Annotated in this window: 28 protein-coding genes; 19 read left to right on the forward strand and 9 right to left on the reverse strand. The window is 73.9% G+C overall.

Annotated features, from left to right (window positions below; all coding sequences use genetic code 11):
• Window positions 1-68 precede the first annotated feature (68 nt).
• The 7 genes from O2W16_RS08030 (at window position 69) to O2W16_RS08060 (ending at window position 5,532) form a co-directional block, all read left to right on the forward strand.
• Window positions 69-695: an SRPBCC family protein gene (locus O2W16_RS08030; RefSeq protein ID WP_269158291.1), complete on the forward strand. Its 627-nt coding sequence runs from the start codon at window positions 69-71 to the stop codon at window positions 693-695.
• Window positions 696-776: 81 nt separating this feature from the next.
• Window positions 777-2,003, forward strand: a complete 1,227-nt coding sequence (locus O2W16_RS08035) for a hypothetical protein (RefSeq protein WP_269158292.1) — start codon at window positions 777-779, stop codon at window positions 2,001-2,003.
• An 18-nt stretch (window positions 2,004-2,021) separates the two neighbouring features.
• On the forward strand, window positions 2,022-2,588 hold the full coding sequence (locus O2W16_RS08040) for an HNH endonuclease signature motif containing protein (RefSeq protein WP_269158293.1): 567 nt from the start codon (window positions 2,022-2,024) through the stop codon (window positions 2,586-2,588).
• A gap of 149 nt (window positions 2,589-2,737) precedes the next feature.
• Window positions 2,738-3,826, forward strand: coding sequence for a lysylphosphatidylglycerol synthase transmembrane domain-containing protein (locus O2W16_RS08045; RefSeq protein WP_269158294.1), 1,089 nt, complete (start codon window positions 2,738-2,740; stop codon window positions 3,824-3,826).
• A 79-nt stretch (window positions 3,827-3,905) separates the two neighbouring features.
• Window positions 3,906-4,580, forward strand: a complete 675-nt coding sequence (locus O2W16_RS08050) for a class I SAM-dependent methyltransferase (protein ID WP_269158295.1) — start codon at window positions 3,906-3,908, stop codon at window positions 4,578-4,580.
• A complete protein-coding gene (locus O2W16_RS08055; protein ID WP_269158296.1) occupies window positions 4,577-5,158 on the forward strand; it encodes a hypothetical protein in 582 nt (193 codons plus the stop codon). The genes O2W16_RS08050 and O2W16_RS08055 overlap by 4 nt, the downstream gene beginning before the upstream one ends.
• A complete protein-coding gene (locus O2W16_RS08060; protein ID WP_269158297.1) occupies window positions 5,155-5,532 on the forward strand; it encodes a DUF4267 domain-containing protein in 378 nt (125 codons plus the stop codon). Before O2W16_RS08055 ends, O2W16_RS08060 begins: the two co-directional genes overlap by 4 nt.
• Before the next feature lie 10 nt (window positions 5,533-5,542).
• Here O2W16_RS08060 and O2W16_RS08065 read toward each other — a convergent pair whose 3' ends face one another.
• Entirely contained in the window at window positions 5,543-7,087 is a 1,545-nt protein-coding gene (locus tag O2W16_RS08065; protein WP_269158298.1) for an ATP-dependent DNA ligase, read from the reverse strand.
• A gap of 69 nt (window positions 7,088-7,156) precedes the next feature.
• Here O2W16_RS08065 and O2W16_RS08070 point away from each other — a divergent pair, with 69 nt between their 5' ends.
• The 11 genes from O2W16_RS08070 to O2W16_RS08120 all read left to right on the forward strand — a co-directional run bounded on the left by O2W16_RS08070 (window position 7,157) and on the right by O2W16_RS08120 (window position 19,196).
• Entirely contained in the window at window positions 7,157-7,621 is a 465-nt protein-coding gene (locus O2W16_RS08070; RefSeq protein WP_269158299.1) for a RidA family protein, read from the forward strand.
• Complete coding sequence (locus tag O2W16_RS08075; RefSeq protein WP_269158300.1) at window positions 7,618-8,424, forward strand: creatininase family protein; 807 nt, start codon at window positions 7,618-7,620, stop codon at window positions 8,422-8,424. The genes O2W16_RS08070 and O2W16_RS08075 overlap by 4 nt, the downstream gene beginning before the upstream one ends.
• An 18-nt stretch (window positions 8,425-8,442) precedes the next feature.
• A complete protein-coding gene (locus tag O2W16_RS08080) occupies window positions 8,443-8,883 on the forward strand; it encodes a flavodoxin family protein (protein ID WP_269158301.1) in 441 nt (146 codons plus the stop codon).
• 56 nt (window positions 8,884-8,939) lie between these two features.
• On the forward strand, window positions 8,940-10,139 hold the full coding sequence (locus O2W16_RS08085) for an ROK family protein (protein ID WP_269158302.1): 1,200 nt from the start codon (window positions 8,940-8,942) through the stop codon (window positions 10,137-10,139).
• Window positions 10,140-10,516: 377 nt separating this feature from the next.
• Window positions 10,517-12,070, forward strand: a complete 1,554-nt coding sequence (locus O2W16_RS08090; RefSeq protein WP_269158303.1) for a sugar ABC transporter ATP-binding protein — start codon at window positions 10,517-10,519, stop codon at window positions 12,068-12,070.
• On the forward strand, window positions 12,070-13,239 hold the full coding sequence (locus tag O2W16_RS08095; protein WP_269158304.1) for an ABC transporter permease: 1,170 nt from the start codon (window positions 12,070-12,072) through the stop codon (window positions 13,237-13,239). Before O2W16_RS08090 ends, O2W16_RS08095 begins: the two co-directional genes overlap by 1 nt.
• Before the next feature lie 99 nt (window positions 13,240-13,338).
• Window positions 13,339-14,397 carry a substrate-binding domain-containing protein gene (locus O2W16_RS08100; RefSeq protein WP_269158305.1) on the forward strand — a complete coding sequence of 353 codons (1,059 nt, stop codon included), beginning with the start codon at window positions 13,339-13,341 and terminating at the stop codon, window positions 14,395-14,397.
• Window positions 14,398-14,468: 71 nt separating this feature from the next.
• Window positions 14,469-15,644, forward strand: coding sequence for a Gfo/Idh/MocA family protein (locus tag O2W16_RS08105; protein WP_269158306.1), 1,176 nt, complete (start codon window positions 14,469-14,471; stop codon window positions 15,642-15,644).
• Window positions 15,645-15,654: 10 nt separating this feature from the next.
• Window positions 15,655-16,662, forward strand: coding sequence for a sugar phosphate isomerase/epimerase family protein (locus tag O2W16_RS08110; protein ID WP_269158307.1), 1,008 nt, complete (start codon window positions 15,655-15,657; stop codon window positions 16,660-16,662).
• 84 nt (window positions 16,663-16,746) lie between these two features.
• Window positions 16,747-17,583: a polyphosphate kinase 2 gene (ppk2, locus tag O2W16_RS08115; protein WP_269158308.1), complete on the forward strand. Its 837-nt coding sequence runs from the start codon at window positions 16,747-16,749 to the stop codon at window positions 17,581-17,583.
• Window positions 17,584-18,272: 689 nt separating this feature from the next.
• A complete protein-coding gene (locus O2W16_RS08120; RefSeq protein ID WP_269158309.1) occupies window positions 18,273-19,196 on the forward strand; it encodes a CapA family protein in 924 nt (307 codons plus the stop codon).
• A gap of 17 nt (window positions 19,197-19,213) precedes the next feature.
• On the opposite strand, the gene O2W16_RS08125 is transcribed toward O2W16_RS08120, so the two are convergent.
• From O2W16_RS08125 to O2W16_RS08135, 3 genes are read right to left on the reverse strand one after another with little or no spacing between them, the layout of a single operon-like run.
• Complete coding sequence (locus O2W16_RS08125) at window positions 19,214-20,485, reverse strand: D-arabinono-1,4-lactone oxidase (protein WP_269158310.1); 1,272 nt, start codon at window positions 20,483-20,485, stop codon at window positions 19,214-19,216.
• A gap of 47 nt (window positions 20,486-20,532) precedes the next feature.
• Entirely contained in the window at window positions 20,533-20,685 is a 153-nt protein-coding gene (locus O2W16_RS08130; RefSeq protein ID WP_164699637.1) for a hypothetical protein, read from the reverse strand.
• Window positions 20,686-20,729: 44 nt separating this feature from the next.
• Window positions 20,730-20,894: a hypothetical protein gene (locus O2W16_RS08135; protein ID WP_269158311.1), complete on the reverse strand. Its 165-nt coding sequence runs from the start codon at window positions 20,892-20,894 to the stop codon at window positions 20,730-20,732.
• Between the two features lie 434 nt (window positions 20,895-21,328).
• On the opposite strand from O2W16_RS08135, the gene O2W16_RS08140 reads away from it, so the two are divergent.
• Window positions 21,329-22,516, forward strand: a complete 1,188-nt coding sequence (locus O2W16_RS08140) for an aldose epimerase family protein (RefSeq protein WP_269158312.1) — start codon at window positions 21,329-21,331, stop codon at window positions 22,514-22,516.
• 50 nt (window positions 22,517-22,566) lie between these two features.
• On the opposite strand, the gene paaE is transcribed toward O2W16_RS08140, so the two are convergent.
• The 5 genes from paaE to paaA form a co-directional block, all read right to left on the reverse strand.
• Window positions 22,567-23,643 carry a 1,2-phenylacetyl-CoA epoxidase subunit PaaE gene (gene paaE, locus O2W16_RS08145; protein ID WP_269158313.1) on the reverse strand — a complete coding sequence of 359 codons (1,077 nt, stop codon included), beginning with the start codon at window positions 23,641-23,643 and terminating at the stop codon, window positions 22,567-22,569.
• Complete coding sequence (paaD, locus tag O2W16_RS08150) at window positions 23,643-24,152, reverse strand: 1,2-phenylacetyl-CoA epoxidase subunit PaaD (RefSeq protein WP_269158314.1); 510 nt, start codon at window positions 24,150-24,152, stop codon at window positions 23,643-23,645. The genes paaE and paaD overlap by 1 nt, the downstream gene beginning before the upstream one ends.
• An 8-nt stretch (window positions 24,153-24,160) precedes the next feature.
• Entirely contained in the window at window positions 24,161-25,072 is a 912-nt protein-coding gene (gene paaC, locus O2W16_RS08155; RefSeq protein ID WP_269158315.1) for a 1,2-phenylacetyl-CoA epoxidase subunit PaaC, read from the reverse strand.
• A 99-nt stretch (window positions 25,073-25,171) separates the two neighbouring features.
• The gene (gene paaB / locus O2W16_RS08160; protein WP_442928903.1) at window positions 25,172-25,564 is read right to left on the reverse strand and encodes a 1,2-phenylacetyl-CoA epoxidase subunit PaaB; all 393 of its coding nucleotides are present in this window, start codon (window positions 25,562-25,564) and stop codon (window positions 25,172-25,174) included.
• Window positions 25,564-26,568, reverse strand: a complete 1,005-nt coding sequence (paaA, locus tag O2W16_RS08165) for a 1,2-phenylacetyl-CoA epoxidase subunit PaaA (RefSeq protein WP_269158316.1) — start codon at window positions 26,566-26,568, stop codon at window positions 25,564-25,566. The genes paaB and paaA overlap by 1 nt, the downstream gene beginning before the upstream one ends.
• Between the last annotated feature and the right edge of the window lie 111 nt (window positions 26,569-26,679).

Here is a 26,679-nt window from a genome sequence, read left to right on the forward strand (position 1 = left end):
GCACGACACCACGGGGACCGGACGCCGCCGTCCCAGGAGGGGACGACGGCCCACACCGAGGAGTGCGCATGAGGAACGTCCTGGACGAGTTGGCGGCGGCGGAGCGGGTGGTGACCCGGCGGGAGTCCGACGGGACCGAACTGGTCTCCGCGTTGATCCGGCGGAGCTACGAGGCGGCCGTGCCGGACGTCTGGAGCGCCCTGACCGACCCCGAGCGGCTGGCCCGCTGGTTCGCCCCGGTCAACGGGGACCTCCGCCCCGGAGGCACGTTCGCCGTCCAGGGGAACGCCGAGGGTGAGATCCAGGGCTGCGAGCCGCCGCGCCGGCTCAAGGTCACCTGGGGCGGGCCGGACAGCGTCGTGGACGTGCGGCTGTCCGAGCGCGGCGACGGCACCCTCCTGGAGCTGGAGCACACCGTGCCGGTCGAGTTCGTCGGCAGCGGGGCCGGGGCCCTGTACGTCGGCCCGGGCTGGGACGTCGCCGTCCTCGGGCTGGCCGGCTTCCTCCGCGGGGAGGTCGTCGACGACCCGGCCGCCTGGGAGAACACGCTGGAGGGGCAGCAGGCTGCCGCCCGGTCGATCGACGCCTGGGCCGACGCGGTACGCGACGGCGGCACCGCGACCGAGGAGGAGATCGACGCGGGGATCGCGGCCGCGCGGGCCCAGTTCACCCCGGACGTCGTCGGCGAGGCCTGACCGCCGGATCCGTCGCCCCCGCTCGGTCCACCTCATCGGCTCAGAACTGTCAGACCCTCTCCGTAGGTTCGGGGTGTGTCCATGGGCGACGGGTTCGGGGTGGCGGTCACGGTGTCCCCGCGCGTCCCGTCGGTCTGCGAGGAGCTGCCTCCGCCGCCGGCGGGGGTGACGCGCCGGCGCACGCGGCTGTCGGAGGTGCTCCCGCCCGGCGGGTTCTCCGACACCGGCCTGGTGGGCGAGCTGAGCACGATCGCCGACGTGCGGGCGCAGCTGGCTGCCTATGAGGCGGTGGTGGTGGCCGAGCTGGCGCGGCGTCGTCCGGTGGAGTGGGACCTGACCGAGCAGGAGCCGGGGCACGGGGTGGAGGGCTGGCGCCCGGTTCGGGTGCCGGTGGGGGTGTCGGAGTTCTTGGCCGATGAGCTGGCGGTCGTGGCGGGCATCTCGCCGACGGCGGCGACGGTGCTGGCCGAGCGGTCCCTGGTCCTGGTGCGTGAGCTGCCGGCCACGTGGGCGATGCTGGCCGACAGCCGAATCGACCCGGCCCGCGCGAATGCGATCGTGCGCGCGCTGGGCGGGCAGTCGGTCCATGCCGGGGGCCGGGTCGAGCCCGCGGTGGTGGCCGAGGTGGAGGCGCAGGCGCTGGGGTGGGCGGTGGCGGGGGAGACGCCGGTGCGGTTGCGGGAGCGCACGGCGGCGGCGCTGATCGCGCTGGATGAGGCGGCGGCTGATCGTCGGCGGAAGAAGGCCGAGCGGTGTGCCGATGTGACGACCCGGGCCACCGCGGATGGGATGGGTCAGCTGGTGGCGGACCTGCCGATGCCAGTGGCTGCGGCCTGCCGGGAGACGGTGGACGGCTACGCGCGGATGGCGAAGGCCGACGGTGATGGGCGGGCGATCGGGCAGCTGCGCGCGCAGGTCATGGCCGACCTGATCCTGCGGCCGTGGGACACCAGCCGGGAGCCGGTGACCGCGCATCTCACCGTTCTGGCGCCGTTGCCGGCGCTGCACACCCGCCCGCTGAGCGACCGGACCGCGCCGGGCGGAGGTGACGTGGCGCCGGGCGGAGGTAACGTGGCGCCGGGCGGAGGTGACGTGGCGCCGGGCGGAGGTGACGTGGCGCCGGGCGGAGGCGACGTGGCGCCGGGCGGAGGCGACGTGGCGACCGAGGGGCGCACCCTGCCGGGCCAGAGCCATGTCGCGCCGTGCGATGACCGGGACGCAGCAACCGTGGACGGGGCGCCGATCACCGCCGGGCAGCTGCGGGAGCTGCTGGCGCAGTTGGACGCGCTCTGCCCCGGCGGCCTGTAGGCCCCGGTCGGGGGCACGTTGGGCATCGACCTGGTCGATCCGGTCACCGGGGCGCTGCGGGCGACGGTGACCCGCCCGGAACTGGAGCGGCTGGCCCGCCGCGGCTGCCCCGACCACCCGGCCGGCACCGACTGCGGCTGCGGGCTGCTGGACCGGCCACCCCCGGTCGATCGCTACACGCCGACCCCGGCCCAGCGCCGGTACGTGCGGGCCCGGGACCGGACGTGTCGGCACCCCGGCTGCCGCAGACCGGCCGCCCGCACCGACCTGGACCACGTCTGCGCCCACCGTGACGGTGGGGCCACCGACTGCGCCAACCTGTGCTGTTTGTGCCGGCGACACCACCGGCTGAAGACCCACGCGCATCGGTGGCGGTTTGTGCTGACCGGTGACGGGGTCCTGTCGGTCACCACCCCCTCCGGCGTCACCCGCGTGACCCGACCACCAGGCCTCCGCCTGCCCAGCCTCCGAACAACGAGTCGCCAAGGAGCGAGCCTCCAACCACCGGGCCCCCGGCTGTCCGCCGCCGGCCAGCTGACCGGCGGCGGCATCCCACCCGACCCGGACGACCCGCCGCCCTTCTGAGCCGGCGCGCAAGGGTCGGCGAGGCAATGCCGGCGGGTCGTGATCGCGGACACTCTTCCGGTTGTGCACGGTCGGAACCCGACCCTGCTGTGCGCCCGATGTGAGTGGACGGCGACCATGTGTGTGTGACCGGAGGAGGAGTGACGGGGGTGCCGCAGGCGCAGGACCCGTCCTCCGGGGCCTCGCCGACCGGTCGCCGGAGCGCTCGCCGGCGGGTGCGGAACCTCGTGCTGCGGGCCGCCCTGCTCGTCGCGGCCGGTGCGGCGGTCGTCGTCTTCCGGGACCGGATCGCCGAGTGGTGGGACGGCCTGGTCGGCATCGCCTGGTCGTGGGTCGCCCTCGCCGCTCTGACCCAGCTCCTCTCCCTGCACTTCCTGGTCCTGCAGCAGCGCGTGCTGGTGCGCGCGGGCGGTGGCGACGTCCCGCTGCGGCACGCCACGACCACCATCTACGCGGGCAACACCATCGCCTCGACGGTCCCGGTCGCCGGGGCCCCGGCGAGCGCTGCGTACACCTACACCCGGCTGCACGCGCTGGGCAACAGCCCGGCGCTCGTCGGCTGGGCGCTGGCGGTCTCCGGAATCGCGGCCACGGCCACGCTCGCAGTGGTGCTGGCCGTGGGATCCGCGGCGACCGGGTCGCTGTGGGGTGCGCTCGGCGCCTTCTTCGCCACCGCGGCCGGCGTCGTGCCGGTGCTGGGCCTCGTGCTGGTGCTCCGGCACGAGCGGTCGCGCACCGTCGTCGTCCGGCTCGCCACGCGCGTCGTCACCGCGCTGGCCCGATGGATCCGGTCGCTGCGCGGACGGGACGTCGCGCGGCGGATCGACGAGCTGCTGACCTCGCTGGGCGCCATCCGGCTGTCCTTCGGCACCGCGACCGCCGCCGGCCTGTTCGCGCTGGCCAACTGGGTGCTGGACGTCGCGGGTCTGGCGCTGGCCCTCGTGGCCGTCGGCGCGCCGATCCCGTGGCAGGGACTGCTGCTCGCCTGGGCCGCCGGCGCGCTGGCCTCGTCTGCGCGGCTGACCCCCGGTGGCATCGGGGTCGTGGAGGCGGCGCTGGCCTCCGCGCTGATCGCCGTCGCCGGCCTGCCGGCCAGCCAGGCAGTGCCGGCCGTGCTGGTCTACCGGCTGGTCAGCCTGTGGCTCCCCGTCGGCATCGGGGCGCTGCTCCTCCTGGCGGACCCGGGATCGACGGCGCGCGGAGGCCGGCGCCGGCACGCCAGCACCCCCGCGAGCTGACCGCCGCCACCACCACCGGCCGCACGGTCCGCGGACGTCGTCCGGTTTCGCCCGGTCCCCGGCGGGCACACCGGCTGGCGTGCCTGACCTCCCCGAGCACTCCTCGTCCGGCCCGGCCACCTCACGCGGCGACCGGGCACCCGGCGTCCCGCCCACCTTCGTCGACGGCACCCGGCTGTGGGTCGACGCCCGCCTGCGCGCCCTGGTCCAGGCCCGCATCGAGGCCCGGCTGCTGCTCCGGCTCGGCGGGCCGGTGCCCGGTGGCCGGGTGCTGGAGCTGGGCACCGGCCGGCGCGGCACCGGCCTGAGGTCGGCGCTGGACACCTTCCAGGCCGCGCACGCCGACGGGGTCGAGCTGTTCCCCGCCAGCGTGGCGGACTGCCGTGCCGCGGTGCGCGACCTCGGCGACCGGGTGCAGGTCAGCGAGGGCGACGCGACCCGGTTGAGCGCAGCCGACGCCTCCTACGACGCGGTGTTCGGCTGGCACGTGCTGCACCACACCGACGACTGGCGGGCGGTGGTGGCCGAGGCGGCGCGGGTGCTGCGCCCCGGTGGCCGGCTCTACTCCTGCGAGATGACGGCCCGGTTCATCGACAGCCGGGTGCTCCGTGCGGTCTCCGCCCACCCGGCCGACGGCGACCGTCCCACCCCCGCGGCCATGGCCGAGGCGTGCCGGTCCGCCGGGCTCACCGTCACCGCCCAGGAGAACCGGCTGGCCGGCTGCTGGACGGCGCTCGTCGCCACCAGGTCGTGAGTGAGGGGAGCCCACCGCAGGGGACGGTCGGCACGCTCGGCACGGCGCTCCGGCTGCTTCGCCGGCACGCCCCGGCCGCCTTCCTCGCGGCCGCGGCCGCCGCCGCGGTCAACGCCGTCCCCGACGTGCTGCGGCACGTCCTGGTCTGGGACGACCCCCGGCTCTGGGCCGCACTGGCCGTCGACGTCGTCGGGTTCCTGACCGGCCTGGTCGCCCAGCTGTGGGTGACCGGGGCGGTCGCCGGCCTGCTCGACGGCGGGCGGCTCACCCCCTCCGGTGCGCTGCGGCGCGGGGTCGCGCTCGCGGTGCGGGCCGTGCGGCGCGGGCCCGGGACGGTGCTGGCCGGGGTGCTCACCGGCGGGGTGGTTTCGGCGCTGCTGACGATCCCGGCGTCCGTGGCGGCGCTGGGCTTCGACCGGGTGCTGGGGCCCCTGGACTCACCCGACGTCGGTGCCTTCGCCGTCGCCACGGTCAGCGACTTCGTGGCCAGCACGGCCACGCTGCCGTACCTGGCGTTCGTGCTCGTCCTGGTGGCGACCGGTTGGCGGGCCGGGCAGCCGGGCACCAGCCGGTCATGACGTTGAACTGGGACGTGACGCGCAAGAGCATCGGGACGCTGTCGATCTGGCTGGGCACCGGCGCACTGTTCGCGCCGCGGGCGATGACCCGGGTGCTGGGGGTGGACGGGCGCGCCACGCGCACCGACACCGCCCTGCCGCTGCTGGTCCGGTTGATCGCCGCGCGGAACATCGCGATGGGGGCGGCGCTGCTGGTCACCCCGGTGCCCCAGGCCCGGCGGACCACGGAGGTCACCCTGCTGCTCACCGCGCTGGACGGGGCCGCCGTCCTGGTGGGCCGGCGCGGCGGTGACGTGGCCGACCGGAGCGTCGGCCTGTCGATGACCGTCCTCGGGCTGGCCGCCGCCGGCGCCGCCCACTGGCACCGCCGCTGACCGGACCCGGTCAGTCGGCCGTCGGCCCGTCGGCGAGCAGGGCGCGCACCGCGTCGATGGTGTCGGCCTCGGCCGGGGACTTGTCCGGGCGGTAGCGCAGCACCCGGGCGAACCGCAGGGCCACGCCGCCGGGGTAGCGGGTGCTGCGCTGGGCGCCGTCCACCGCGATCTCCACCACCAGCTCCGGGCGCAGCCGCACACCCCAGTCCGGCTGCTCTGCGGCGTGCCCCGGGAACGTCCGGGTCTGCCAGGCCAGCAGCTCGTCGGTCATCCCCTTGAACGTCTTGCCGACCATCACCGGCTGGCCGCCGTCGGGGTCGCGGGCCCCGAGGTGGATGTTGGACAGGCTGCCCGCGCGCCGCCCGTAGCCCCACTCCGCGCCCAGCACGACCAGGTCGAGGGTGTGCACCGGCTTCACCTTCTGCCACGCCTTGCCGCGGCGGCCGGCGGCGTAGGGCGCGTCCAGCGCCTTCACCACCACGCCCTCGTGGCCGGCGGTCAACGCGTCGTCCAGCACGCCGGCGGCCTGCTCCGGGGTGGGCCGGCGCATCCCGGGCATCCGCAGCGCCGCGTGCGCGTCGTCGGCCAGCAGCCCGGCCAGCGCGTCCAGCCGCACCGCCAGCGGCTCGTCGAGCAGGTCGCGGCCGTCCAGGTGCAGCACGTCAAAGAGGAAGGGGCTGAGCAGCACGCCGGCGTCCGCGCTGTCGCTGCCGAAGCGGCTCATCGTGTCCTGGAAGGCGCGCGGCCGGCCGTCGTCGTCCAGCGCGAGGGTCTCCCCGTCGAGCACGGCGGTCTCGCACGGCAGCGCCCGGATCCGCTCGACCAGCTCCGGCACGCCGTCGGTCACCTCCCGAAGCGACCGGGTCCACACCCGGACGACGTCGCCGTCCCGGTGCACCTGGATGCGGGCGCCGTCGAGCTTGAACTCGACGGTCACCTCGGCGCCGAGATCGGCGAGCGCGGCGTCCAGCGAGGACCCGGGGCTGGCCAGCATCGGCCGCACCGGGCGGCCCACCTCCAGCCGCACCGCCGCCAGCGCCGCCACCCCGCCGGTCAGCGCCAGCGCGGCGGTCTCCGGCAGTCGGCCGGACAGCATGAAGGCCCGGCGGACGACGGCGGCCGGCACGTCGGCTGCGGCGGCGACCGCGTCCAGCACGACGCCCTCCAGCGCGCCCTGGCGGAGCTCGCCGGTGAGCAGCCGGACCAGGAAGTGGTGCTCCTCCGGGGTGGCCGCGGCCAGCAGCCCGCCGAGGACGGCGTCGCGCCGAGCCGCCGACCCGGCACCGGTCGTCCCCGCCAGCTCGGTCAGCGCCGCGTCGACCTCCGGGACGGTCAGCGTCGGCGCGTCCGCGGCACCCCCGCCCAGCCGGGACAGGGTGCGCCAGCCGACCCCGAGCCGCCCCTGGCGCGGCTCCCCGGCCAGCCACCCGGTGACCGGCACGACCTCCTCGGGGTCCGCCGCCCGCAGCAGCGTGGCGATGGCCGCTGCCTTGGCGGTGCGGGACCGGGTGGCCGTGACCGCGGTGGACGCGGCGAGGACGTCGGCGAGCAGCACGCGGTCATGCTCCCAGCCCGGCGGTCGGCAGGACTCCCGTTCCGCGCTCCCGCAGGCCAGGATGCGCCCATGGACGTCGACGCACGGCTCCGCGAACTGGGCCTGGAGCTGCCCACCCCCATGGGACCGGGCGGCAACTACCTGCCGGTCATGGCCGCCGGGGACCTGCTGTTCCTCTCCGGGATGGGCCCGGTCCGACCCGACGGCACGCTGGTCACCGGCAAGATCGGCGACGGTGGCCTGGACCTGGACACCGCCCGGGAGGCTGCCCGGCTCACCGGGCTGCAGCTGCTCGCCGCCCTGCGCGCCGAGCTCGGCGACCTCGGCCGGGTGCGGCAGGTGGTGAAGCTCTTCGGCATGGTCAACTGCCGCCCCGGCTTCAACCGCACACCCGCCGTGATCGACGGCTGCTCGGACCTCTTCGTCGACGTGCTCGGTGACGCCGGTCGGGGCGCCCGGTCCGCGGTCGGCATGGCCGAGCTCCCGTTCGACATCGCCGTGGAGATCGAGGCCGTCGTCCGCGTCACCACGTGAGCCCGTTCCCCGACGAGAACCCCACAGGAGACGACGTGCTGCTCGAGACGATGACCTACGAAGAGGTGCAGGCCGCGCTCGCGGACGGACGGTGCGACGTCATCGTGCCGTGCGGCGCGGTGGAACAGCACGGCCCGCACCTGCCGCTGGACGTGGACGCCGTGCACGCCGACCGGCTGGCGGTGGAACTGGCCCAGCGGCTGGGGACGGCGCTGGTCGCACCCACCATCCGGGTGGGTGTCTCGCCGCACCACATGGGCTTCGCCGGCACGATCAGCCTGCGCCCGGAGACCTTCGAGGCGGTCTACACCGACTACTGCCAGAGCCTCGCCGCGCACGGTTTCCGGTCGATCCTCTGCTTCTCCGCCCACGGCGGGAACTTCGCGCCGCTGGCCGAGATGGCCGACCGGCTGGACGCCGCCGTGGGGCCGGACTGCCGGGTGGTCGTCTGGTCCGACCTCCTCGGCCTGGTCGACATCTGGCGGTCCGCCGTCGCCGACGCCGGTGGGGACCCCGAGGGGGTCGGCGGTCACGCCGACGTCGCGGAGTCCTCCGTCTACGCCGTCCTCCGGCCCGGGCAGGTGCGCACCGAGCGCCTGGTCCGCGGGTACACCGGGCCGGTCGACGACGCCTTCCTGCAGCGCATGTTCACCGGCGGCGTCCGGGCGATCTCCGACACCGGGATCATGGGCGACCCGCACGGGCTGTCCACCGCCATCGGGGAGCTGTGCGTGGCGCGGGTCGCCGACGCGCTCGCGGCCCACTTCACCCAGCAGCTGGAGGCGGTGCGGACGCTGCCCTGAGCGGGGGAGGATGCCGGGATGCCACGCCTGCTGGTCGTCCACCACACCCCCTCGCCGGCCCTGCAGGCGGTGTTGACCGCCGTCCGCGAGGGCGTCGCGCTGGTCGAGGACGTCGAGCTGACCGTGCGGCCCGCCCTGTCGGCGGGGGCGGCGGGCGTGCTCGCCGCCGACGGCGTCCTGCTCGGGACGCCGGCCAACATCGGGTACATGTCCGGTGCGCTCAAGCACTTCTTCGACACGGTCTTCTACCCGTGCCTGGACGCCACGGCCGGGCTGCCGTACGGGGTGTACGTGCACGGCAACGACGACACGGCCGGAGCCCTGACCAGCGTGCAGCGGATCACCGGGGCGCTGGGCTGGCGACAGGTGGCCGCACCGCTGAGCCTGACCGGGGCGCCGGGGGCCGAGGACCTCGAGGCGTGCCGGGAGCTGGCGGCGACGATCGCGGTCGGCCTGTGACAGCGCGCGCTCGATGACCGCCGCCGGGTCACCGCCGCGCGTGCCACCATGACGACGTGGCTTCCACCTCCGCCTCGGCCAGCGCGCTGCTGCACCACGTGCGCACCGGGCGGGCGCGGAGCCGTGCCGAGCTCGTCGCGCTGACCGGCTCGTCCCGCAACACGGTCAGCGCCCGGGTCGACCAGCTGATCGCCGCGAACCTCCTCGAGGAGGGCGGCCGCGGCTGGAGCACCGGCGGGCGCCCGCCGACGCTGCTGCGCTTCAACAGCCAGGCCGGCTGCGTGCTCGCCGTCGACCTGGGCGTGACCAGCGTCGACGTCGCCGTCACCGACCTGTCCGCGGAGGTCCTGGCCACGGTGGGCCACCCGATCGACATTGCTGAGGGACCCGGTCCGGTGCTGGCCGAGGTCGACCGGCTGGCCCAGCGGGTGCTGGCGGAGGCGGGCCTGACCCCGGCCGACGTCTGCGCCGTCGGCGTCGGCGTCCCCGGGCCGGTGGAGTTCTCCACCGGCCGGCCGGTCCACCCGCCGATCATGCCGGGCTGGCACGACCACCCGATCCCGAGCGCCTTCGGCCGGTACGACTGCCCGGTCTTCGCCGACAACGACGTGAACGTGATGGCGCTGGGCGAGATGGGCATCGCCGGGTCGACCGAGGACGTGCTGGTGATCAAGGTCGGCACCGGGATCGGCTGCGGCATCGTCGTCGACGGGCAGGTCTACCGCGGGGCCCAGGGCAGCGCCGGCGACATCGGGCACATCTCCGTCCCGCCGCCGTACGGAGAGCCGGTGCTCTGCCGGTGCGGCAACGAGAACTGCCTCGAGGCGATCGCCGGGGGTGGTGCGTTGCTGCGCGACGCGCTGGCGGCCGGCCTGCCGGTGACGACGACCCGCGAGCTGGTGCAGCTGGCGGCCCACGGTGACGGGCCGGCCCTGGAACTGGTCCGCAACGCCGGCCGGACCATCGGCACCGTGCTGGCCAGCCTGGTGAACTTCTTCAACCCGCACCGGATCGTGATGACCGGGGGTGTGGCGCAGGCCGGGCCGCCGCTGCTGGCCGGCATCCGGGAGGCCGTCTACGGCCGCTCGCTGCCGCTGGCCGCCCGCGCGCTGGACATCTCGGTCAGCGCAGCTCCCGACCTGTCCGGGCGGCTGGGCGCCGCGCTGATGGCGATCGAGGGCTTCCTGGACGAGGACTCCGCCTACCAGGTCGCGCGCGCCGACGCCGGCTCCGCCGAGGCCCCGACCGCCCGCTGACCGGGGTCCGTCCCCTCGGGCAGTCCGTTCCCAGGCCGACGTGCCCGGACGACGGCTGGTCGGCCCGGGCTGACGACCTCATCGGCACGCCAAGCCCGGGTTGACCCGGACGGTGAGGGGTTGAGCCGCAGGCGCACGCGGGTCAACCCCTCCGGCACCGGGTTGACCCGGCGAGCGCGACGGCACGGATGCCCCGGACGCCGACGGCCTCGCGGCTGCCCGGCTGCGGTTGCGGTTCGGTAACGCCGCCGCGGTCCCTTGACCCGTGTGTGACGCCGGACATAGTGTCCCGCCTGACGTACTTACGTTCAGTGCTGAGCATAAGTCTGGAGTGGTGGCATGACCGGCGTCCTGTTCGCCCGGCACGGGGTCTCCGCGTGAGCGCTCCGTCGGCGACGCCGCTGCTGGAGATGCACGGCATCGTCAAGCAGTTCCCCGGCGTCCGTGCCCTCGACGGCGTCGACCTGGACGTCCGGGCCGGCGAGGTGCACTGCCTGCTCGGCCAGAACGGCGCGGGCAAGTCGACCCTGATCAAGGTCCTGGCCGGCGCGCACCAGCCCGACGAAGGCCGGATCACCTGGGACGGCGCCCCGGTCACCCTGGGCGACCCGCAGGCGGCGATGTCCCTGGGCATCGCCACGATCTACCAGGAGCTCGACCTGGTCGCCGGGCTGACCGTGGCGGACAACGTGTTCCTGGGCCGGGAGCGGTCCCACCTCGGCCTCACCCGCCCGGCTCAGGCGAACCGGGCCGCCGGGGAGCTGCTGGCCCGGCTGGGACACCCGGAGATCCGGCCCACCGCCGAGGTCGGGTCGCTGTCCGCGGCGTCCCAGCAGATGGTCAGCATGGCCCGGGCGCTGTCCCAGGACGCCCGGCTGATCGTGATGGACGAGCCTTCCGCGGTGCTGGACAGCGAGGAGGTCCAGCACCTCTTCCAGGTCATCCGCGACCTCACCGCCTCCGGCGTCGCCGTCGTCTACATCTCCCACCGGCTGGAGGAGATCCGGGACGTCGGTGACCGGATCACCGTGCTCAAGGACGGCCGGACGGTCGCCACCGGGCTGCCGGCGGGCGACACCTCCACCGGGGAGGTCATCACGCTGATGACCGGCCGGACCATCGAGTACGTCTTCCCGGAGCGCCGCGAGTTCGCCGGCCAGGCCGCCGAGCCGGTGCTCCAGGTCGAGGACCTCTCGCTGGTCGGGAAGTTCAGCGACGTCTCCTTCGCCGTCCGGCCGGGGGAGGTGCTCGGCCTGGCCGGGCTCGTCGGCTCGGGCCGGTCGGAGATCCTCGAGACCGTCTACGGCGCCCGGCGGGCCAGCACCGGCACGGTGCAGATCGCCGGACGCCGGCTGCGGCCCGGCAACGTGGCGGCCGCCGTCGATGCGGGGGTCGGGCTGGCGCCGGAGGAGCGCAAGAGCCAGGGCCTGCTGCTGACCGAGCCGATCTACCGCAACATCACGCTGTCCAGCCTGGCCCGGTTCGCCCGCGGAGGACTGCTGTCCGGGGAAGCGGAGAAGCAGGCCGCCCGGGACCAGGCCGAGGCGCTCGACCTGCGGCCGGTCGACGTCGACCGCGAGGTCCGCACGCTGTCCGGCGGCAACCAGCAGAAGGTCGTGCTGGCCCGCTGGCTGCTCCGCGACTGCAAGGTGCTCCTGCTCGACGAGCCCACCCGGGGCGTCGACGTCGGGGCGCGCTCGGAGATCTACGCACTGATCCGGGAGCTGGCCGACCGCGGGGTGGCGGTGGTCGTCGTCTCCAGCGAGATCCCGGAGGTGCTCGGCCTGGCCGACCAGGTGCTGGTGATCGCCGACGGCGCCATCGTCGCCCGCGGTCCGGCCGACGAGCTCGACGAGCACCAGGTGCTCGACATGGTCATGGAGGGAGCGGCCCCGACCCCGGGCGCCGCACGCGAAGGGGACGTGGCGTGATGAGCGAGACCACCACTGCGACTCCGCCGGCGGGCAGCGCCGCCGGCGCCTCCGACGGCGGGAGCAAGGGGCCGGGCCTGCTGGCCGGCCCGCTGGGCCGGAACCTCGGGCTGGTCGTGGCCCTGCTGGTGCTCTGCATCGTCGGTGCCATCACCGCGCCCGGCCGCTTCGTCGACGTGGACAACGCGGTGACGATCCTGCGGGCGGCCGCCGTCATCGGCGTGGTCAGCGTCGGGATGACGTTCGTGATCATCGGCGGCGGGATCGACCTGTCGGTGGGGGCGCTGGTCGCGCTCTCCTCCGTCTGGGCGACGACGCTGGCGACCCAGGCGATGGCCGAGGACTTCCACTGGATCGTCATGGTGGCCACCGCCGTCCTGGTCGGTGCCGGCGCCGGACTGGTCAACGGGATCGTCATCGCGTACGGGAAACTGGTCGCCTTCATCGCCACCCTGGCGATGCTCGCGGCCGCCCGGGGCCTGGCGGAGATCATCGCCAACCGGCGCACCCAGATCGTCCAGGACCGCGACTTCATCGAGTTCTTCGGCGGCGACGTCCTCGGCATCCCGATGCTCGTGATCGTCTTCGCGCTGGTCGCCGCGGCCGGCTGGGTGCTGCTCAACCGCACGACCTTCGGCCGCCGCACCTTCGCCGTCGGCGGGAACGCCGAGGCCGCCCGGCTGGCCGGCATCCGGGTGCAGCGGCACACCGTGTGGCTGTACGTGCTGTCCGGGGTCACCTGCGGCATCGCCGCGGTCTTGCTGATGGCCCGGACGACGACCGGCAGCTCCACCCACGGCACGCTCCTGGAGCTGGACGCGATCGCCGCCGTCGTCATCGGCGGGACGCTGCTGGTCGGTGGCCGCGGCACCATCGTCGGCACCGTGCTCGGCGTGCTGATCTTCACCACGCTGGCCAACGTCTTCACGCTGAACAACTTGTCCAGCTCGGCGCAGGAGGTGGCCCGCGGCGTGATCATCGTGATCGCCGTCCTGCTGCAGCAGCGGCTGGCCCTCGGCGGTGCCCGGCCGCGGAAGAAGGCCCGCGGCGGCCCCAGCGGCGCCGCTGCCCCCGGGAACCCGACCGGTGCCCAGCCCGGTGGGTCGGCCACCCCCGGTGGGCCGGCCGGCGCCCGCCCCGGCGACTCCGGCGGTCGCCCGCCGGCCTGAGTCCGCGAGGCCCTGACCTCCGGCCGGCCACCCGGCCTGCCGGCGCACCACCCCGGCTCCTGGCAGCGCAGCCAGGGCGGCGATCCACGAGGAGAGAACATGTCTGCAACGAGGCAGCGTCCGTACGGTCGCCTGCTGACCACCGCCGTCTGCGTGGTGGGGGCCGGTGCCCTGGTGGCCGGCTGCACCAGCAACACCCCGGAGGCCTCCGGGTCCGACGAGGGCGGTGGCGACGTCATCGCCAGCTCCAACGACGAGACCGGGGAGACGGTGCGGATCGGCTTCTCCGCACCCGCCGCCGACCACGGCTGGATGGCCGGCATCAGCAACGCCGCCCAGGCCGAGGCCGACCGCCACGAGGACATCGACCTGATCGTCGCCGAGGGCACCAACGAGGTCGGCGCCCAGATCGCCCAGGTCGAGACGTTCATCAACGAGGGCGTCGACGCGATCGTGCTGCTCCCCTTCGACGGCGCTGCGCTCACCCCGGTGGCGCTGCGGGCGATGGAGGCCGGCATCCCGGTGATCAACGTCGACCGGGAGTTCTCCAGCCCGTTCGCCGCCCGGGCCACCATCCTCGGCGACAACTACGGCATGGGCGTCTCGGCCGGCACGTACATCTGCTCCCGGCTGGGCGACCAGCCCGACGCCGTCGTCGCCGAGATCGCCGGCATCGACTCGCTCCCGCTGACCCAGGAGCGCAGCCAGGGCTTCGCCGACGCACTGGCCGACTGCGGCCTGGACGTCGACAACCGGGTGGCCGCGGAGTTCACCGTCGAGTCCGGTGAGGAGGCGGCGGCCAACCTGCTGCAGGCCGCACCGGAGATCGACGCGCTGTGGAACCACGACGACGACCAGGGGGTGGGCGTGCTGGCCGCGATCAACAACGCCGGCCGCGACGAGTTCTTCATGGTCGGCGGTGCCGGTTCGGCCAACGCCATGCGGGACATCCAGTCCGGCGACTCGGTGCTCGAGGCGACCGTCATCTACCCGGCGACCCAGGCGGCCGACGGCATCGCGCTGGCCCGGTTGATCGCCCAGGGCAAGAGCATGTCTGACCTGGTGTCCCAGGAGGTGCCGCGGGAGATCGTGCTCAACGCGCCGGTGGTGACGGCTGAGAACGTCGACCAGTACATCGACGACGCGTTCGAGTCCTGACCGCACCGACCGGTGCCGCCGGTGACCCCCTCCGGTCACCGGCGGCGCCGGTCCCACCCCTGGAGCCTGCGATGACCCTCCCTGCCCGGCCGGCGCTGCGCGTCGGACTGATCGGCCACGCCTTCATGGGCGCGGCGCACTCCCACGCCTGGCGCTCCGCGCCGCGCTTCTTCGACCTGCCGCTGGCCCCGGAGCTCACCGTGCTGGCCGGCCGCGACCCGGACGGGGTCGCCGCGGCTGCCGGACGGCTCGGCTGGTCCGACACCGAGACCGACTGGCGCCGGGTCCTGGAGCGGTCCGACGTCGACCTGGTCGACATCTGCACCCCCGGCAACACCCACGCCGAGATGGCGATCGCGGCCCTGGAGGCCGGCAAGCACGTGCTGTGCGAGAAGCCGATGGCCAACTCCGTGGCCGAGGCGGAGGCGATGGCCGAGGCCGCCGACCGGGCCGCCCGGTCCGGGGTGCGGGCGATGGTCGGCTTCACCTACCGGCGGGTGCCGGCCATCACCCTCGCCCGGCAGCTGGTCGCCGAGGGCCGGCTCGGGCGGATCCGGCACGTGCGGGCCCAGTACCTGCAGGACTGGATCGCCGACCCGGCCGCGCCGATGTCCTGGCGGCTGGAGAAGGACAAGGCCGGCTCCGGCGCGCTGGGTGACATCGGCGCGCACATCGTCGACCTCACCCAGTTCATCACCGGGCAGACGCTCACCGGCGTCAGCGCGCTGCTGGAGACGTTCGTGAACAAGCGGCCGCTGCCGGCGAGCAGCGGGAAGCTCGGCGGGGTCGGCGGCGAGGGGATGGGCGAGGTCACCGTCGACGACGCCGCCGTCTTCCTGGGCCGGTTCACCGGGGGAGCGCTGGGCACCTTCGAGGCCACCCGCTTCGCCCTCGGCCGGAAGAACGCCATCCGGATCGAGGTCAACGGCTCGGCCGGCAGTCTGGCCTTCGACTTCGAGGACATGAACGTCCTGCACTTCTTCGACGGCGGCGAACCGCCCGCGACGGCCGGCTTCCGGCGAATCGTCGTCACCGAACCCGAGCACCCCTACGTCGCGGCCTGGTGGCCACCCGGCCACGGGCTGGGCTACGAGCACGGCTTCACCCACCAGGTCGTCGACCTGGTCACCGCGCTCGCCGCGGGTGAGCAACCGAGGCCGTCGTTCGCCGACGGACTGCAGGTGCAGCGGGTGCTGGCCGCCGTGGAGCGCAGCGCCGCCGACAACTCCGCCTTCACCGAGATCTAGGAGCTCCGACATGCCCCGCCCCGTCACCCTGTTCACCGGCCAGTGGGCCGACCTGCCGTTCGAGGAGGTGTGCCGGCTGGCCTCCGGGTGGGGCTACGACGGCCTGGAGATCGCCTGCTGGGGCGACCACCTCGATGTCTCCCGGGCCGCCGAGGACCCCGGCTACGTCAAGGAGCGGCTCGAGCTGCTCGACCGGCACGGCCTGCAGGTGTTCGCCATCTCCAACCACCTCAACGGCCAGGCCGTCTGCGACGACCCGATCGACGAGCGGCACCGCGGCATGGTGCACCCGCGGGTGTGGGGGGACGGCGACCCGGAGGGAGTGCGGCAGCGGGCGGCGGAGGAGATGAAGGCGACCGCGCGGGCCGCCCGGGCGCTGGGCGTCGACGTCGTCGTCGGGTTCACCGGGTCGAAGATCTGGAAGACCGTGGCGATGTTCCCGCCGGTGCCCGAGTCGATGATCGACGAGGGCTACGCCGACTTCGCCGCCCGCTGGAACCCGATTCTGGACGTGTTCGACGAGGTCGGGGTGAAGTTCGCGCACGAGGTGCACCCCTCGGAGATCGCCTACGACTACTGGACGACGGTGCGCACCCTGGAGGCGATCGGCCACCGCGAGGCGTTCGGGCTCAACTGGGACCCCAGCCACTTCGTCTGGCAGGACCTGGACCCGGTCGGTTTCCTCTGGGACTTCAAGGACCGGATCTACCACGTCGACTGCAAGGACGCGAAGAAGCAGGTCGGCAACGGGCGGAACGGCCGGATGGGGTCGCACCTGCCCTGGGCCGACCCGCGGCGCGGCTGGGACTTCGTCTCCACCGGGCACGGCGACGTCCCGTGGGAGGCGTGCTTCCGGATGCTGAACACCATCGGCTACGCCGGACCCATCTCCGTGGAGTGGGAGGACGCCGGGATGGACCGGCTGGTCGGGGCGCCCGAGGCGCTCGAGTTCGTCCGCCGGCTGGCCTTCGACCCGCCGGACGCGGCCTTCGACGCCGCCTTCTCCAGCGGCAGCTGACCCGTCGGGCTGCGGGGCCACGGGGTCCCGCAGCCCGGCGGCACACCGCTTGCCGATGGACGGTCAGAGCGTGATGCTCGCCACATGGTCAGCGCACCGGGTCCGACGTCGTCGGTCGAGGAGACCCCACAGTCCACGGGCAAGGTCGACAAGGAGTACTACGAGAAGGAGCTGGCCCGGCTGCAGGCCGAGCTGGTGAAGCAGCAGGAGCACATCCGCGCGCAGGGCCTGCGGGTCGTCGTCCTCTTCGAGGGCCGCGACGCCGCCGGCAAAGGCGGGGCGATCCAGCGGATCACCGAGAGCCTCAACCCCCGGCACGCGCACGTCGTCGCCCTGCCCGCGCCGACCGACCGCGAGAAGGGGCAGTGGTACTTCCAGCGGTACGTGGCGCACCTGCCCGGCCCGGGGGAGATGGTCCTGTTCGACCGGTCCTGGTACAACCGCGCCGGCGTCGAGCGGGTCATGGGCTTCTGCACCGACGAGGAGTACGAGGAGTTCCTGCGCTCGTGTCCGGAGTTCGAGCGGATGCTGGTGCGCAGCGGCATCACGGTCGTGAAGTACTGGTTCTCCGTCAGCGACACCGAGCAGGAGGCCCGGTTCCAGAAGCGGCTCAAGGACCCGACGAAGCGCTGGAAGCTGAGCCCGATGGACCTGGAGGCGCGCAACCGCTGGGTCGACTTCTCCCGGGCCAAGGACGCGATGTTCGCCGCCACCGACATCCCCGAGGCGCCCTGGTGGGTCGTCGAGGCGGAGGTGAAGAAACGCGCCCGGCTCAACGTGATCGCGCACCTGCTGACCCAGGTGCCGTACGAGGACCTGACCCCGCCTGCGCCGGAGCTGCCGCCCCGGCCGCCGGTGGAGGAGGACTACCTCCGGCCGCCCAAGGAGAGCCAGCACATCGTGCCCGACGTCGTCCCGTGAACTGACCCGTTCCGCCGTGTCGCGACCGCCGGCCGGGTCGAGCCGGTGCCGTGCCCGGCGACCATCGCCGCCCGCCTCGAGAAAGACCAAGGTCGGTTCCGAGGACGTCGATCGCTCCGAGTGTCAGATTCGTCGCAGGTCCGCTCCGGCCACGTCTTTGACCGTGACCGTCCCACCACCCAAGAGCCCCTGACCGGTGAAGGTCACGATGTGCTTGCCACTCCAGGCAGATGCGCGCACGACCACTCCTCTGGAGCCGGCTCGCACGACGGGCGTCGTCCATCCGCCCTTGATGTCCCGCACGGCCTTGACCCTCGTCCCGATCCTCATCGGCGCCCCATCCGCTGAAGGTGGACAGAGCCTAAGTGCACTGGCCGGACAGGGCCACGACCACGATGGACAGCACTGCGGTCCCGTCCGCGCCTTGATGACCGCCCAGCGGCGACGGAGGCATCGGGTGCAGACGGCAGGGGGAGCCCGCGGCGTCAGGGAAGCGAGTCGCCGCTCGCTCGGCTAGGTTCCCGCAGATGGCTCGTCGCCTCCTCTGCCTCCTGGCCGCCCTGACGGTCACCGGGTGTACGACGGCACCCGACCCAGAGCCCACGGCCGCCGAGCGGACGACCAGTGCGCCCGCGTCGCAGACGCCTGCTCCCACCACGAGCAGCAGCCCGCCAGAGCCGCGCCCGGTCGTGTTGAGCTTCGCCGGGGACGTGCACGCCGCCGGCCGGCTCACCGAACGCTTCCAGCAGCAGCCGGAGACCGCCCTTGCATCGGTGGGTCCGCTGCTGGGGAGCGCCGACCTGACCGTCGTCAACCTCGAGACCGCGGTGACCGACCGCGGCACGGCCGAGGACAAGTCGTTCACCTTCCGCGCACCGCCGTCGGTGTTCGATGCGCTGCGGGTGGCCGGCGTCGACGTGGTGAGCATGGCCAACAACCACGGCGTGGACTTCGGACCGGTCGGGCTCACCGACAGCCTGGACGCCGCTCGACAGCGGGGCTTCCCGGTGGTCGGGCTCGGCGTCGACGACACCGCCGCCTTCGCGCCCCACCTGGTGACGATCCGCGGCGAGCGCATCGCGGTGCTGGGCGCCGACCAGGTGCCCGACGAGACCGTGGCGCGGTACTCCGCCGGGCCGGGTCGGGGCGGGGTCGCATCGGCCTTCGACACCGATCGGCTGCTGCAGGCGGTGGCCGAAGCACGGCAGCAGGCCGACACGGTGGTGGTCTACCTGCACTGGGGCCAGGAGGAGCAGAGCTGCCCCACGGCGTTGCAGCAGGCGCTCGCCCAGCAGTTGTCCGACGCCGGTGCGGACATCGTCGTGGGCACCCACGCCCACCAGTTGCAGGGAGCCGGGTGGCTCGGGCAGACGTACGTCGCCTACGGCCTCGGCAACTTCGTCTGGTGGCGCTCGCTCTCGGAGATCTCCGTCCAGACCGGGGTCCTCGACCTCACCGTCGACGACGGAGAGGTCCTCCAGGCGGACTTCGTACCGGCGCGGATCGACGACACGGGCATCCCGCGACCCCTCACGGGGCCGGACGCCGACCGCGCGGAGGCCGACTTCGCCGCCCTCCGCGCCTGCGCCGGGCTCACCGACGCCCCCACCTGACCTCGGCGGTCGGCGGACTAGCCGACGTCCAGGACGTGCCGGGTGAGCCAGTCGTTGCCGAAGGCGCCGCGCGGATCGAGCCGGTCGACCAGGGCGAGGAAGTCGGCGTGGCGGGGGTACCGGGGGGCGAGGGTGGCCGCGTCGGCGAGGAAGAGCTTGCCCCAGTGCGGGCGGGCGCCCAACGGCAGCAGCCGGGCCTCCAGCTCGACCAGCAGCTCCTCGACGTCGGCCTGGGCGGGCAGCCAGGTGAAGTGCAGGCCGAGGGTGGGCTCGCCGTACGCGGTGCTCATCCAGAGCTCGTCGGCGGCGACCGTGCGGATCTCGCAGATCTGCAGCAGCGGCCGGATCCGGTCGCCCAGCGCGCGCAGCACCTCCAGCGCCTGCACCCCCGCAGCGCGCGGCACCAGGTACTCGGACTGGATCTCGTTGCCGTTGCTCGGGGTGAAGCCCATTCGGAAGTGCGGCAGCCGGTCCGACCAGAGCCCGGCGCTGCCCAGCTGCGCCGTGGCTGGTGCGGGGTCGATCCCGGGCAGCGGGTGCCGCTCGGCGGCGGCCTCGACGGCGCCGAACAGGTCGCCGGCGGGGGAGCCGGCGACGTCGGTGCGGGCCTTCACCCAGACCATGTCCACGTCCGGGCCCAGCAGGGTGAACAGGCTGACGCTGTAGCCGGCCGACAGCACCTCATCCAGGTTGTCGTAGAGGGACGTCCAGGCCAGCCGCTCGAACACCCGCTGCTGCACGTCGAAGGCCGGCTCGACGTCCAGGGTCACCCGGGTGACCGCCCCGAGTGCGCCGAGCCCGACCACCATGCCGTCGAAGTCGGCGTCACCGCGTGCACACCGGACCAGCTCCCCGCTGGAGGTCACCAGCTCCAGGCCGGCGACCGCCGTCGCCAGGTTGCCGTTGCCGACACCGGAACCGTGGGTGGCCGTGGCCACCGCACCGGCGACCGAGATGTGCGGCAGCGACGCCAGGTTGTGCAGCGCCAGGCCGTCCCGGTGCAGTGCGGCAGCCAGCTCGCCGTACCGGAGGCCGGCGTCGACGGTGACCGTGCGCCGGTCGTCACTGACGTCGACCCGGTCGGAGGTCATCGCCTCCAGCGAGACCAGCTCTGCGCTGTCGCCGATGGCGGTGAAGGAGTGCCGGGAGCCCAGGACCCGCAGCTGCCGGGCGTTCGCGATCGTCTCCTGCAGCTGGGCCAGCGACTCCGGCCGGTGCAACTGCGTCGCGCGATAGGTGTGGTTGCCTGCCCAGTTCGTGGTCGCCAGTGCGACGGGTGCCTCGGTCACGCCCCAGTGTCCCGCAGTCCGGCCGCTCGCGTCGGCGGGCCGTCCGATCAGAGCAGCCGGTCGAGGTCGTCGGGCCCCGGTCCGGTGCCGCCGGAGTCGCGGACGGGAGACGACTCGGGGACGTCGTCGTCGGGTGGTTCGTCGGCCACCGGGCCCTCGGCGTAGAGGGTGCTGGGGTCCTTGGGGTCCATCTCACGCACGGCGGGTGCCTACCCGGGTCCAGCGAGGCGAACCGCCGCGCGGCTCACCAGAAGCCCGCGCCGCCGCCGATGTACACCGTGACGAACATCCAGCCGAAGATCACCAGCAGCACCAGGAACTCCGCGACGTACAGCTGCCAACCGCCGTTGGCCATCCGCTGCCGCAGGCCGGGCTCATCCGCGTGCCCGGGGTCGGGCTCATCGGCCATGGGTCTCTCCTCCCAGGACGGGAGCCCCCACCGCGGCGCGGTCGCGGACCAGGTCCACGCCGGGCCGCCGGAGGGCTCGGGTCACCGGGCTCGGCTCGCCCGGGTCGCCAGCACAATGCCCAGCCCGGTCGCGATCCAGACGCGGATGCCCAGGTCCACGTCGTGGCCCCGGGCGCGACCCCGCTCCCGAACGTCCCATTGACACCCCTCCACCGGCGTCCCTACGGTCGGGCCCGTTCCACCGGAGTGATCGAGGGCACACCTCGTCGGCCGTTCATGGTGTCGAGGAGGCGGGCCAGCACCACCGTGCGATGACGCCGGTGGACCACCACGGACACCGGAGCCCCGCCATGCCTGGACGCGCCACCCTGCCCTCCTCCCGCCAACCGGCCGCCGCGGCGACCCGACAGCACCGACGGCGCCACTGGCCCCTGGTGGCCACGCTCAGCACCGGCCTCCTCGTCGGCAGCGCGGCCGCACCGGCCGCCGCGGGCGAGGGGCACCCCGGGCGCGGCGGCGGCTCCGACCGCGGCTCCGCGAGCACGACCGTCGAGCCCTTCGGCACTGCGCCCGACGGCACCCCGGTCGAGCGCTGGACGCTGAGCAACGGCGACATGACCGTCCGGGTGCTCACCTACGGCGGTGTCATCCAGACCCTGGAGGTGCCCGACGAGAACGGGGACGTGGAGAACATCGTCCTCGGCTTCCCGGACGTGGCCGGCTACGCCTCCGACGCCGACCCGTACTTCGGCTCGCTCATCGGCCGCTACGGCAACCGCATCGCCGGCGGCGCATTCGACATCGAGGACGAGACCTACCAGCTGCCGCTCAACGACGGCCCGAACACCCTGCACGGCGGGCCCGACGGGTTCGACGACCGGGTGTGGACGGCGACCCCCGTCGGCAACGACCGCGTGGCGGCGCTGCGGCTGGAGTTGGTCAGCCCGGCCGGCGACCAGGGCTTCCCCGGCACCCTCACCACCGCGGTCACCTACGCCATGGACGCGAACAACCGGCTGGCCGTCCGCTACGAGGCCACCACCGACGCACCGACCGTCGTCAACCTCACCCAGCACACCTACTGGAACCTCGGCGGCGAGGGGTCCGGCACCATCTACGACCACGAGCTGAAGATCGACGCCGACGCGTACACGCCGGTCGACGAGACGCTCATCCCCACCGGGGAGATCGCGCCGGTCGAGGGCACGCCGTTCGACTTCCGCGAGTCGACCCCGATCGGGGAGCGCATCCGGGTGGCCGACCAGCAGATCCTGTACGGCCAGGGCTACGACCACAACTGGGTGCTCGACCGCGAGGACGACGGCGCGCGCGAGGGCTCGGACAGCGAGGACGCGCTGGAGAAGGCGGCTGTGCTGCACGACCCGGACAGCGGCCGGACCCTGACGATCGCCACCACCGAGCCGGGCCTGCAGTTCTACTCGGGCAACTTCCTCGACGGCACGATCGTGGGCACCGGCGGGAGCGTCTACCGGCAGGGTGACGGGCTGGCGCTGGAGACCCAGCACTTCCCGGACTCCCCGAACCAGCCCGAGTTCCCCTCGACGGAGCTGCAGCCGGGCGAGGAGTACCAGAGCACCACGGTGTTCATCCTGGACAACTGACGGCCCGGTCGCCGGCTGCGGGTGGGGCTCTCCACCCGCAGCCGGCGACCTCAGGCGTCGTAGTCGACGGTGACCTCGTCGGTCAGCGGCAGCGACTGGCAGGTCAGCACGTACCCGGCGTCCACCTCGCCCGGGTCCAGCGCGTAGTTGCGGCGCATCTCCACCTCGCCGTCGGTGACCCGGGCGCGGCAGGTGCCGCAGACCCCGCCCTTGCAGGCGAACGGCAGGTCGCCGCGCACCTGCTGCGCCGAGTCGAGCACCGGCACCCCGCGCGGCAGCGTCAGCGTGGTGGTGCGACCGTCCAGCACGATCGTCACCGAGCTGCTGGGGCCCTCGACGGTCTGGTCGTCGCCGCGGACCGGCTCCGGGGGCAGGTCGTCGACGTAGAACAGCTCCTGGTGCACCCGCTCGGCCGGCACGCCCAGCTCGGTGAGCAGCTCGCGGGCGTCGGTGACCATGCCGTGCGGGCCGCACAGCCACCAGTGGTCCACCTGCGGGGCGTCGGTGAAGGCGTCGACCAGGGTGCGCAGCCGGTCGCCGTCCAGCCGGCCACTGGTCAGCTCGGCGTCCCGCGGCTCGCGGGAGAGCACGTGCACCAGCTGCAGCCGGGTGCCGTAGCGGTCCTTCAGGTCGGCGAGCTCGTCGGCGAACATCACCGTGTTGGTGCGCCGGTTGCCGTAGAAGACGGTCACCGTCGACTCACCGTCCCGCAGCACGGTGGCGGCCAGCGAGAGCACCGGCGTGACCCCGGAACCGGCGACGACGAAGACGTGGTCACCAGGGACCGAGAGGTCGGCGGTGAAGGTGCCCGACGGGGGGAGCACCTCGATCTCGTCGCCGGCCCGGACCTCGTTGACCAGGTAGGCGGAGAAGAAGCCGCCGGGCACCTCGCGGACCCCGACCCGGGGTGCGGCACCGACCGGCGCGCAGATGGAGTACGAGCGCCGCTCGTCCCGGTCGCCGTCCACCCGGCGCAGGGTCAGGGCCTGGCCCGGCCGGAACCGGTAGTCATCGGCCAGCTCGGGCGGGACGTCGAAGGTCACCGCCACGGCGTCGTCGGTGAGCCGCTCGACCTTCGCGACCCGCAGCGGGTGGAACTGCGGCCTGCGGCGGGTGCTCGCCGTCATCAGATCTCCTTGAGGTGCTCGAAGGGCTCGCGGCAGACCCGGCAGCGGCGCATCGCCTTGCACGCGGTCCCGCTGAACTCGCTGATCTCCTCGGTGTCCGGCGACCCGCACTGCGGGCAGGTCGCCGTCCGCCGGGACGGGCCGAGCTGCAGGGGCACCGGGCCGGCGCTGCGCACCGGCGCGTCCCCGGGCGGTGCGATCCCGCCGGCGGCCAGCTTGCGGCGGCCCTCCGCGCTGATCCAGTCGGTGCTCCACGCGGGGGAGAGGACGGTGCGGACGTCGACGTCGGCGAACCCGGCCCGGTGCAGCGCGTGCACCAGGTCCGCGCGCATGACGCCCATCGCCGGGCAGCCGGAGTAGGTCGGGGTGATCTCCACGACCACTGTGCCGGCCTCGTCCCGGACGTCCCTCAGCACGCCGAGGTCGGCCAGCGTCAGCATCGGCAGCTCGGGGTCGGTGACCGTCTCCGCCACCGCCCGCGCCACACCCTCGTCGACAGAAATGGCCATTTCTGTCGTCACCAGGTCGCGGCCGGGTGTTCGCGGGCGGTGGACTGCAGCTCGGTGAGCAGCTCGGTGAACTCGGCGCTGTGCTCGCCGGCGCGGCCGCGGCTGGGTTGCGGGGTGGGCCACTCGGGCACGGTGAGGGTCGCCCGCTCGAGCACCAGGGTGAGCACGTCGCGCACCTCGTCGGTGAGCTCCGCCGGGTCGACGGCCACCCCGGCGGCGGTCAGCCGGGTCTCCACGTCGGTGGCGGTGGACAGGTCGGCGAGCAACAGCCAGACGGCGTCCACCCCGGCCTGGGTGCGGCGGTGCGACTCCGGCGTCCCGTCCCCGAGCCGGAGCACCCAGCGGGCGGCGTGGTCGCGGTGGTAGGTCAGCTCGGGCACGCCCTTGGCCGCGATCGCAGCGAGCACCGGGTCGCGGGACTCCCGCAGCCGGGCGAAGAGCGCCAGCCGCCAGGCCGAGGCGGCCAGCAGCCGGACGACGGTCTGCCCGAAGTCGCCGTTGGGGGCTTCGACCAGCCCGGAGTGGCGGAACTCGTCGGGGTCACGGAAGTAGGCGAGTGCGTCCTCGTCGGGGATGCTCGCCGTTGCCCGTTCGCGGCTGCGGCCGAGCACGCCGACCGACCCCGCCCGGGCCAGCAGCAGCCGGGCCTGGCCGAGCAGGTCCAGCCCGCAGTTGGCCAGGGCGACCTCCTCCTCCAGCTCGGGGGCGTTGGTCACCCACTGGGTGAGCCGCTGGCACAGCACCAGCGCGTCGTCGCCGAGCATCAGGCAGTAGGCGCCCAGGTCAGCGGGGTCGATGCCCTCGGGCACGGTGGTGTCGACCCCGGCCAGCGGCTCGTCGAAGCCGGTGCCGAACGCCCACTGCCCCTCGCCCCCGTGCGCATGGTCCAACGCCTCGTACACGGTCTCTTCATGGGCCACGACGGAACCTCTCTTCCGGGCACGGAGTGCACGGCCATCGGCCCCCTCGCAGGGGCCCGCTCGCCGAGGAACGAGGCGAGTGGGGGGCGAGGGGGTCCTTTACATGTGGGGGACGTTGTCCGGGATCTCGTAGAACGTCGGGTGCCGGTAGACCTTGTCGCCGCTCGGGGCGAACAGCGGGTCCTTCTCGTCCGGGCTGGAGGCGGTGATGTCGCTGGCCCGCACGACCCAGATGCTCACGCCCTCGTTGCGCCGGGTGTAGAGGTCCCGGGCGGCGTGCACGGCCATCTCGTCGTCCGGGGCGTGCAGCGAGCCGACGTGCACGTGGTTCAGCCCGCGCTTGCCGCGGACGAACACCTCGTACAGCGGCCAGTCCCGCTTGCTCACCGCCGGTTGGTCGCCCACCGGCACCCCCGGCCCGGTCGGGACGGCGCCGTGCCCGCCCTCGGCGGTGACGTCGCCCATCGGGCCGCCGGCAGCTGCGTCGCTCATCAGGCGCTCACGGCCGCGTGCTTGTCGGCTGCGTGCTTGTCGGCATAGGCGGTGGCGGCCTCGGTGACCCAGGCGTTGTCGTCGCGGGCGGCCCGGCGACGGGCGATCCGCTCGTCGTTGCACGGGCCGTTGCCGGCCAGCACCTGCTTGAACTCCGACCAGTCGATGGCGCCGAAGCGGTACCGGCCGGTCTCGGGGTCCAGGGCGAGCTCGGGGTCGGGGAGGGTCACGCCCAGCACCTCGGCCTGCGGCACGGACATGTCGACGAAGCGCTGGCGCAGCTCGTCGTTGCTGTGCCGCTTGACCCCCCACGCCATTGACTGCGCCGAGTTGGGGCTGTCGTCGTCCGGCGGGCCGAACATCATCAGCGAGGGCCACCACCAGCGGTCGACGGCGTCCTGCACCATCGCCCGCTGGGCGTCGGTGCCGCGCATCATCGTCATCAGCAGCTCGTAGCCCTGCCGCTGGTGGAAGGACTCCTCCTTGCAGACCCGGATCATCGCCCGGGCGTAGGGCCCGTAGGAGCTGCGGCACAGCGGCACCTGGTTGCAGATCGCCGCGCCGTCGACCAGCCAGCCGATGACGCCGACGTCGGCGTAGGTGGGCGTCGGGTAGTTGAAGATCGAGCTGTACTTCTGCTTGCGCTCGATGAGCTTGTCGGTGAGGTCGGCCCGGTCGGCACCGAGGGTCTCGGCGGCCGAGTAGAGGTACAGCCCGTGGCCGGCCTCGTCCTGCACCTTGGCCAGCAGGATCGCCTTGCGGCGCAGGCTGGGGGCGGCGAGCAGCCAGTCGCCCTCGGGCTGCATCCCGATGATCTCCGAGTGCGCGTGCTGGGCGATCTGCCGGATCAGGCCCTTGCGGTAGCCCTCGGGCATCCAGTCGCGCGGCTCGATGCGGTGGTCGGCCGCGATCGTGGCGTCGAACTGCTGCTGCAGCGCGGTCTCGTCAGGAACAGGGCGGTCCAGCGTCGGCGCAGACATGTCGTCCCCTCGTCGGGCGATCATTTACTGACCATGCGGTCGGTATTCAGTGTCCACCCTCACCCGGCGCAGCACAAGCCGTCCCACCGGACGGCGGGAGGCGCCGTCCCCGCTCGAGTCCGCTGTCGCGGCGGA

The organism is Modestobacter sp. VKM Ac-2984 (genome assembly GCF_026967985.1).
Taxonomy (GTDB): Bacteria; Actinomycetota; Actinomycetes; order Mycobacteriales; family Geodermatophilaceae; genus Modestobacter.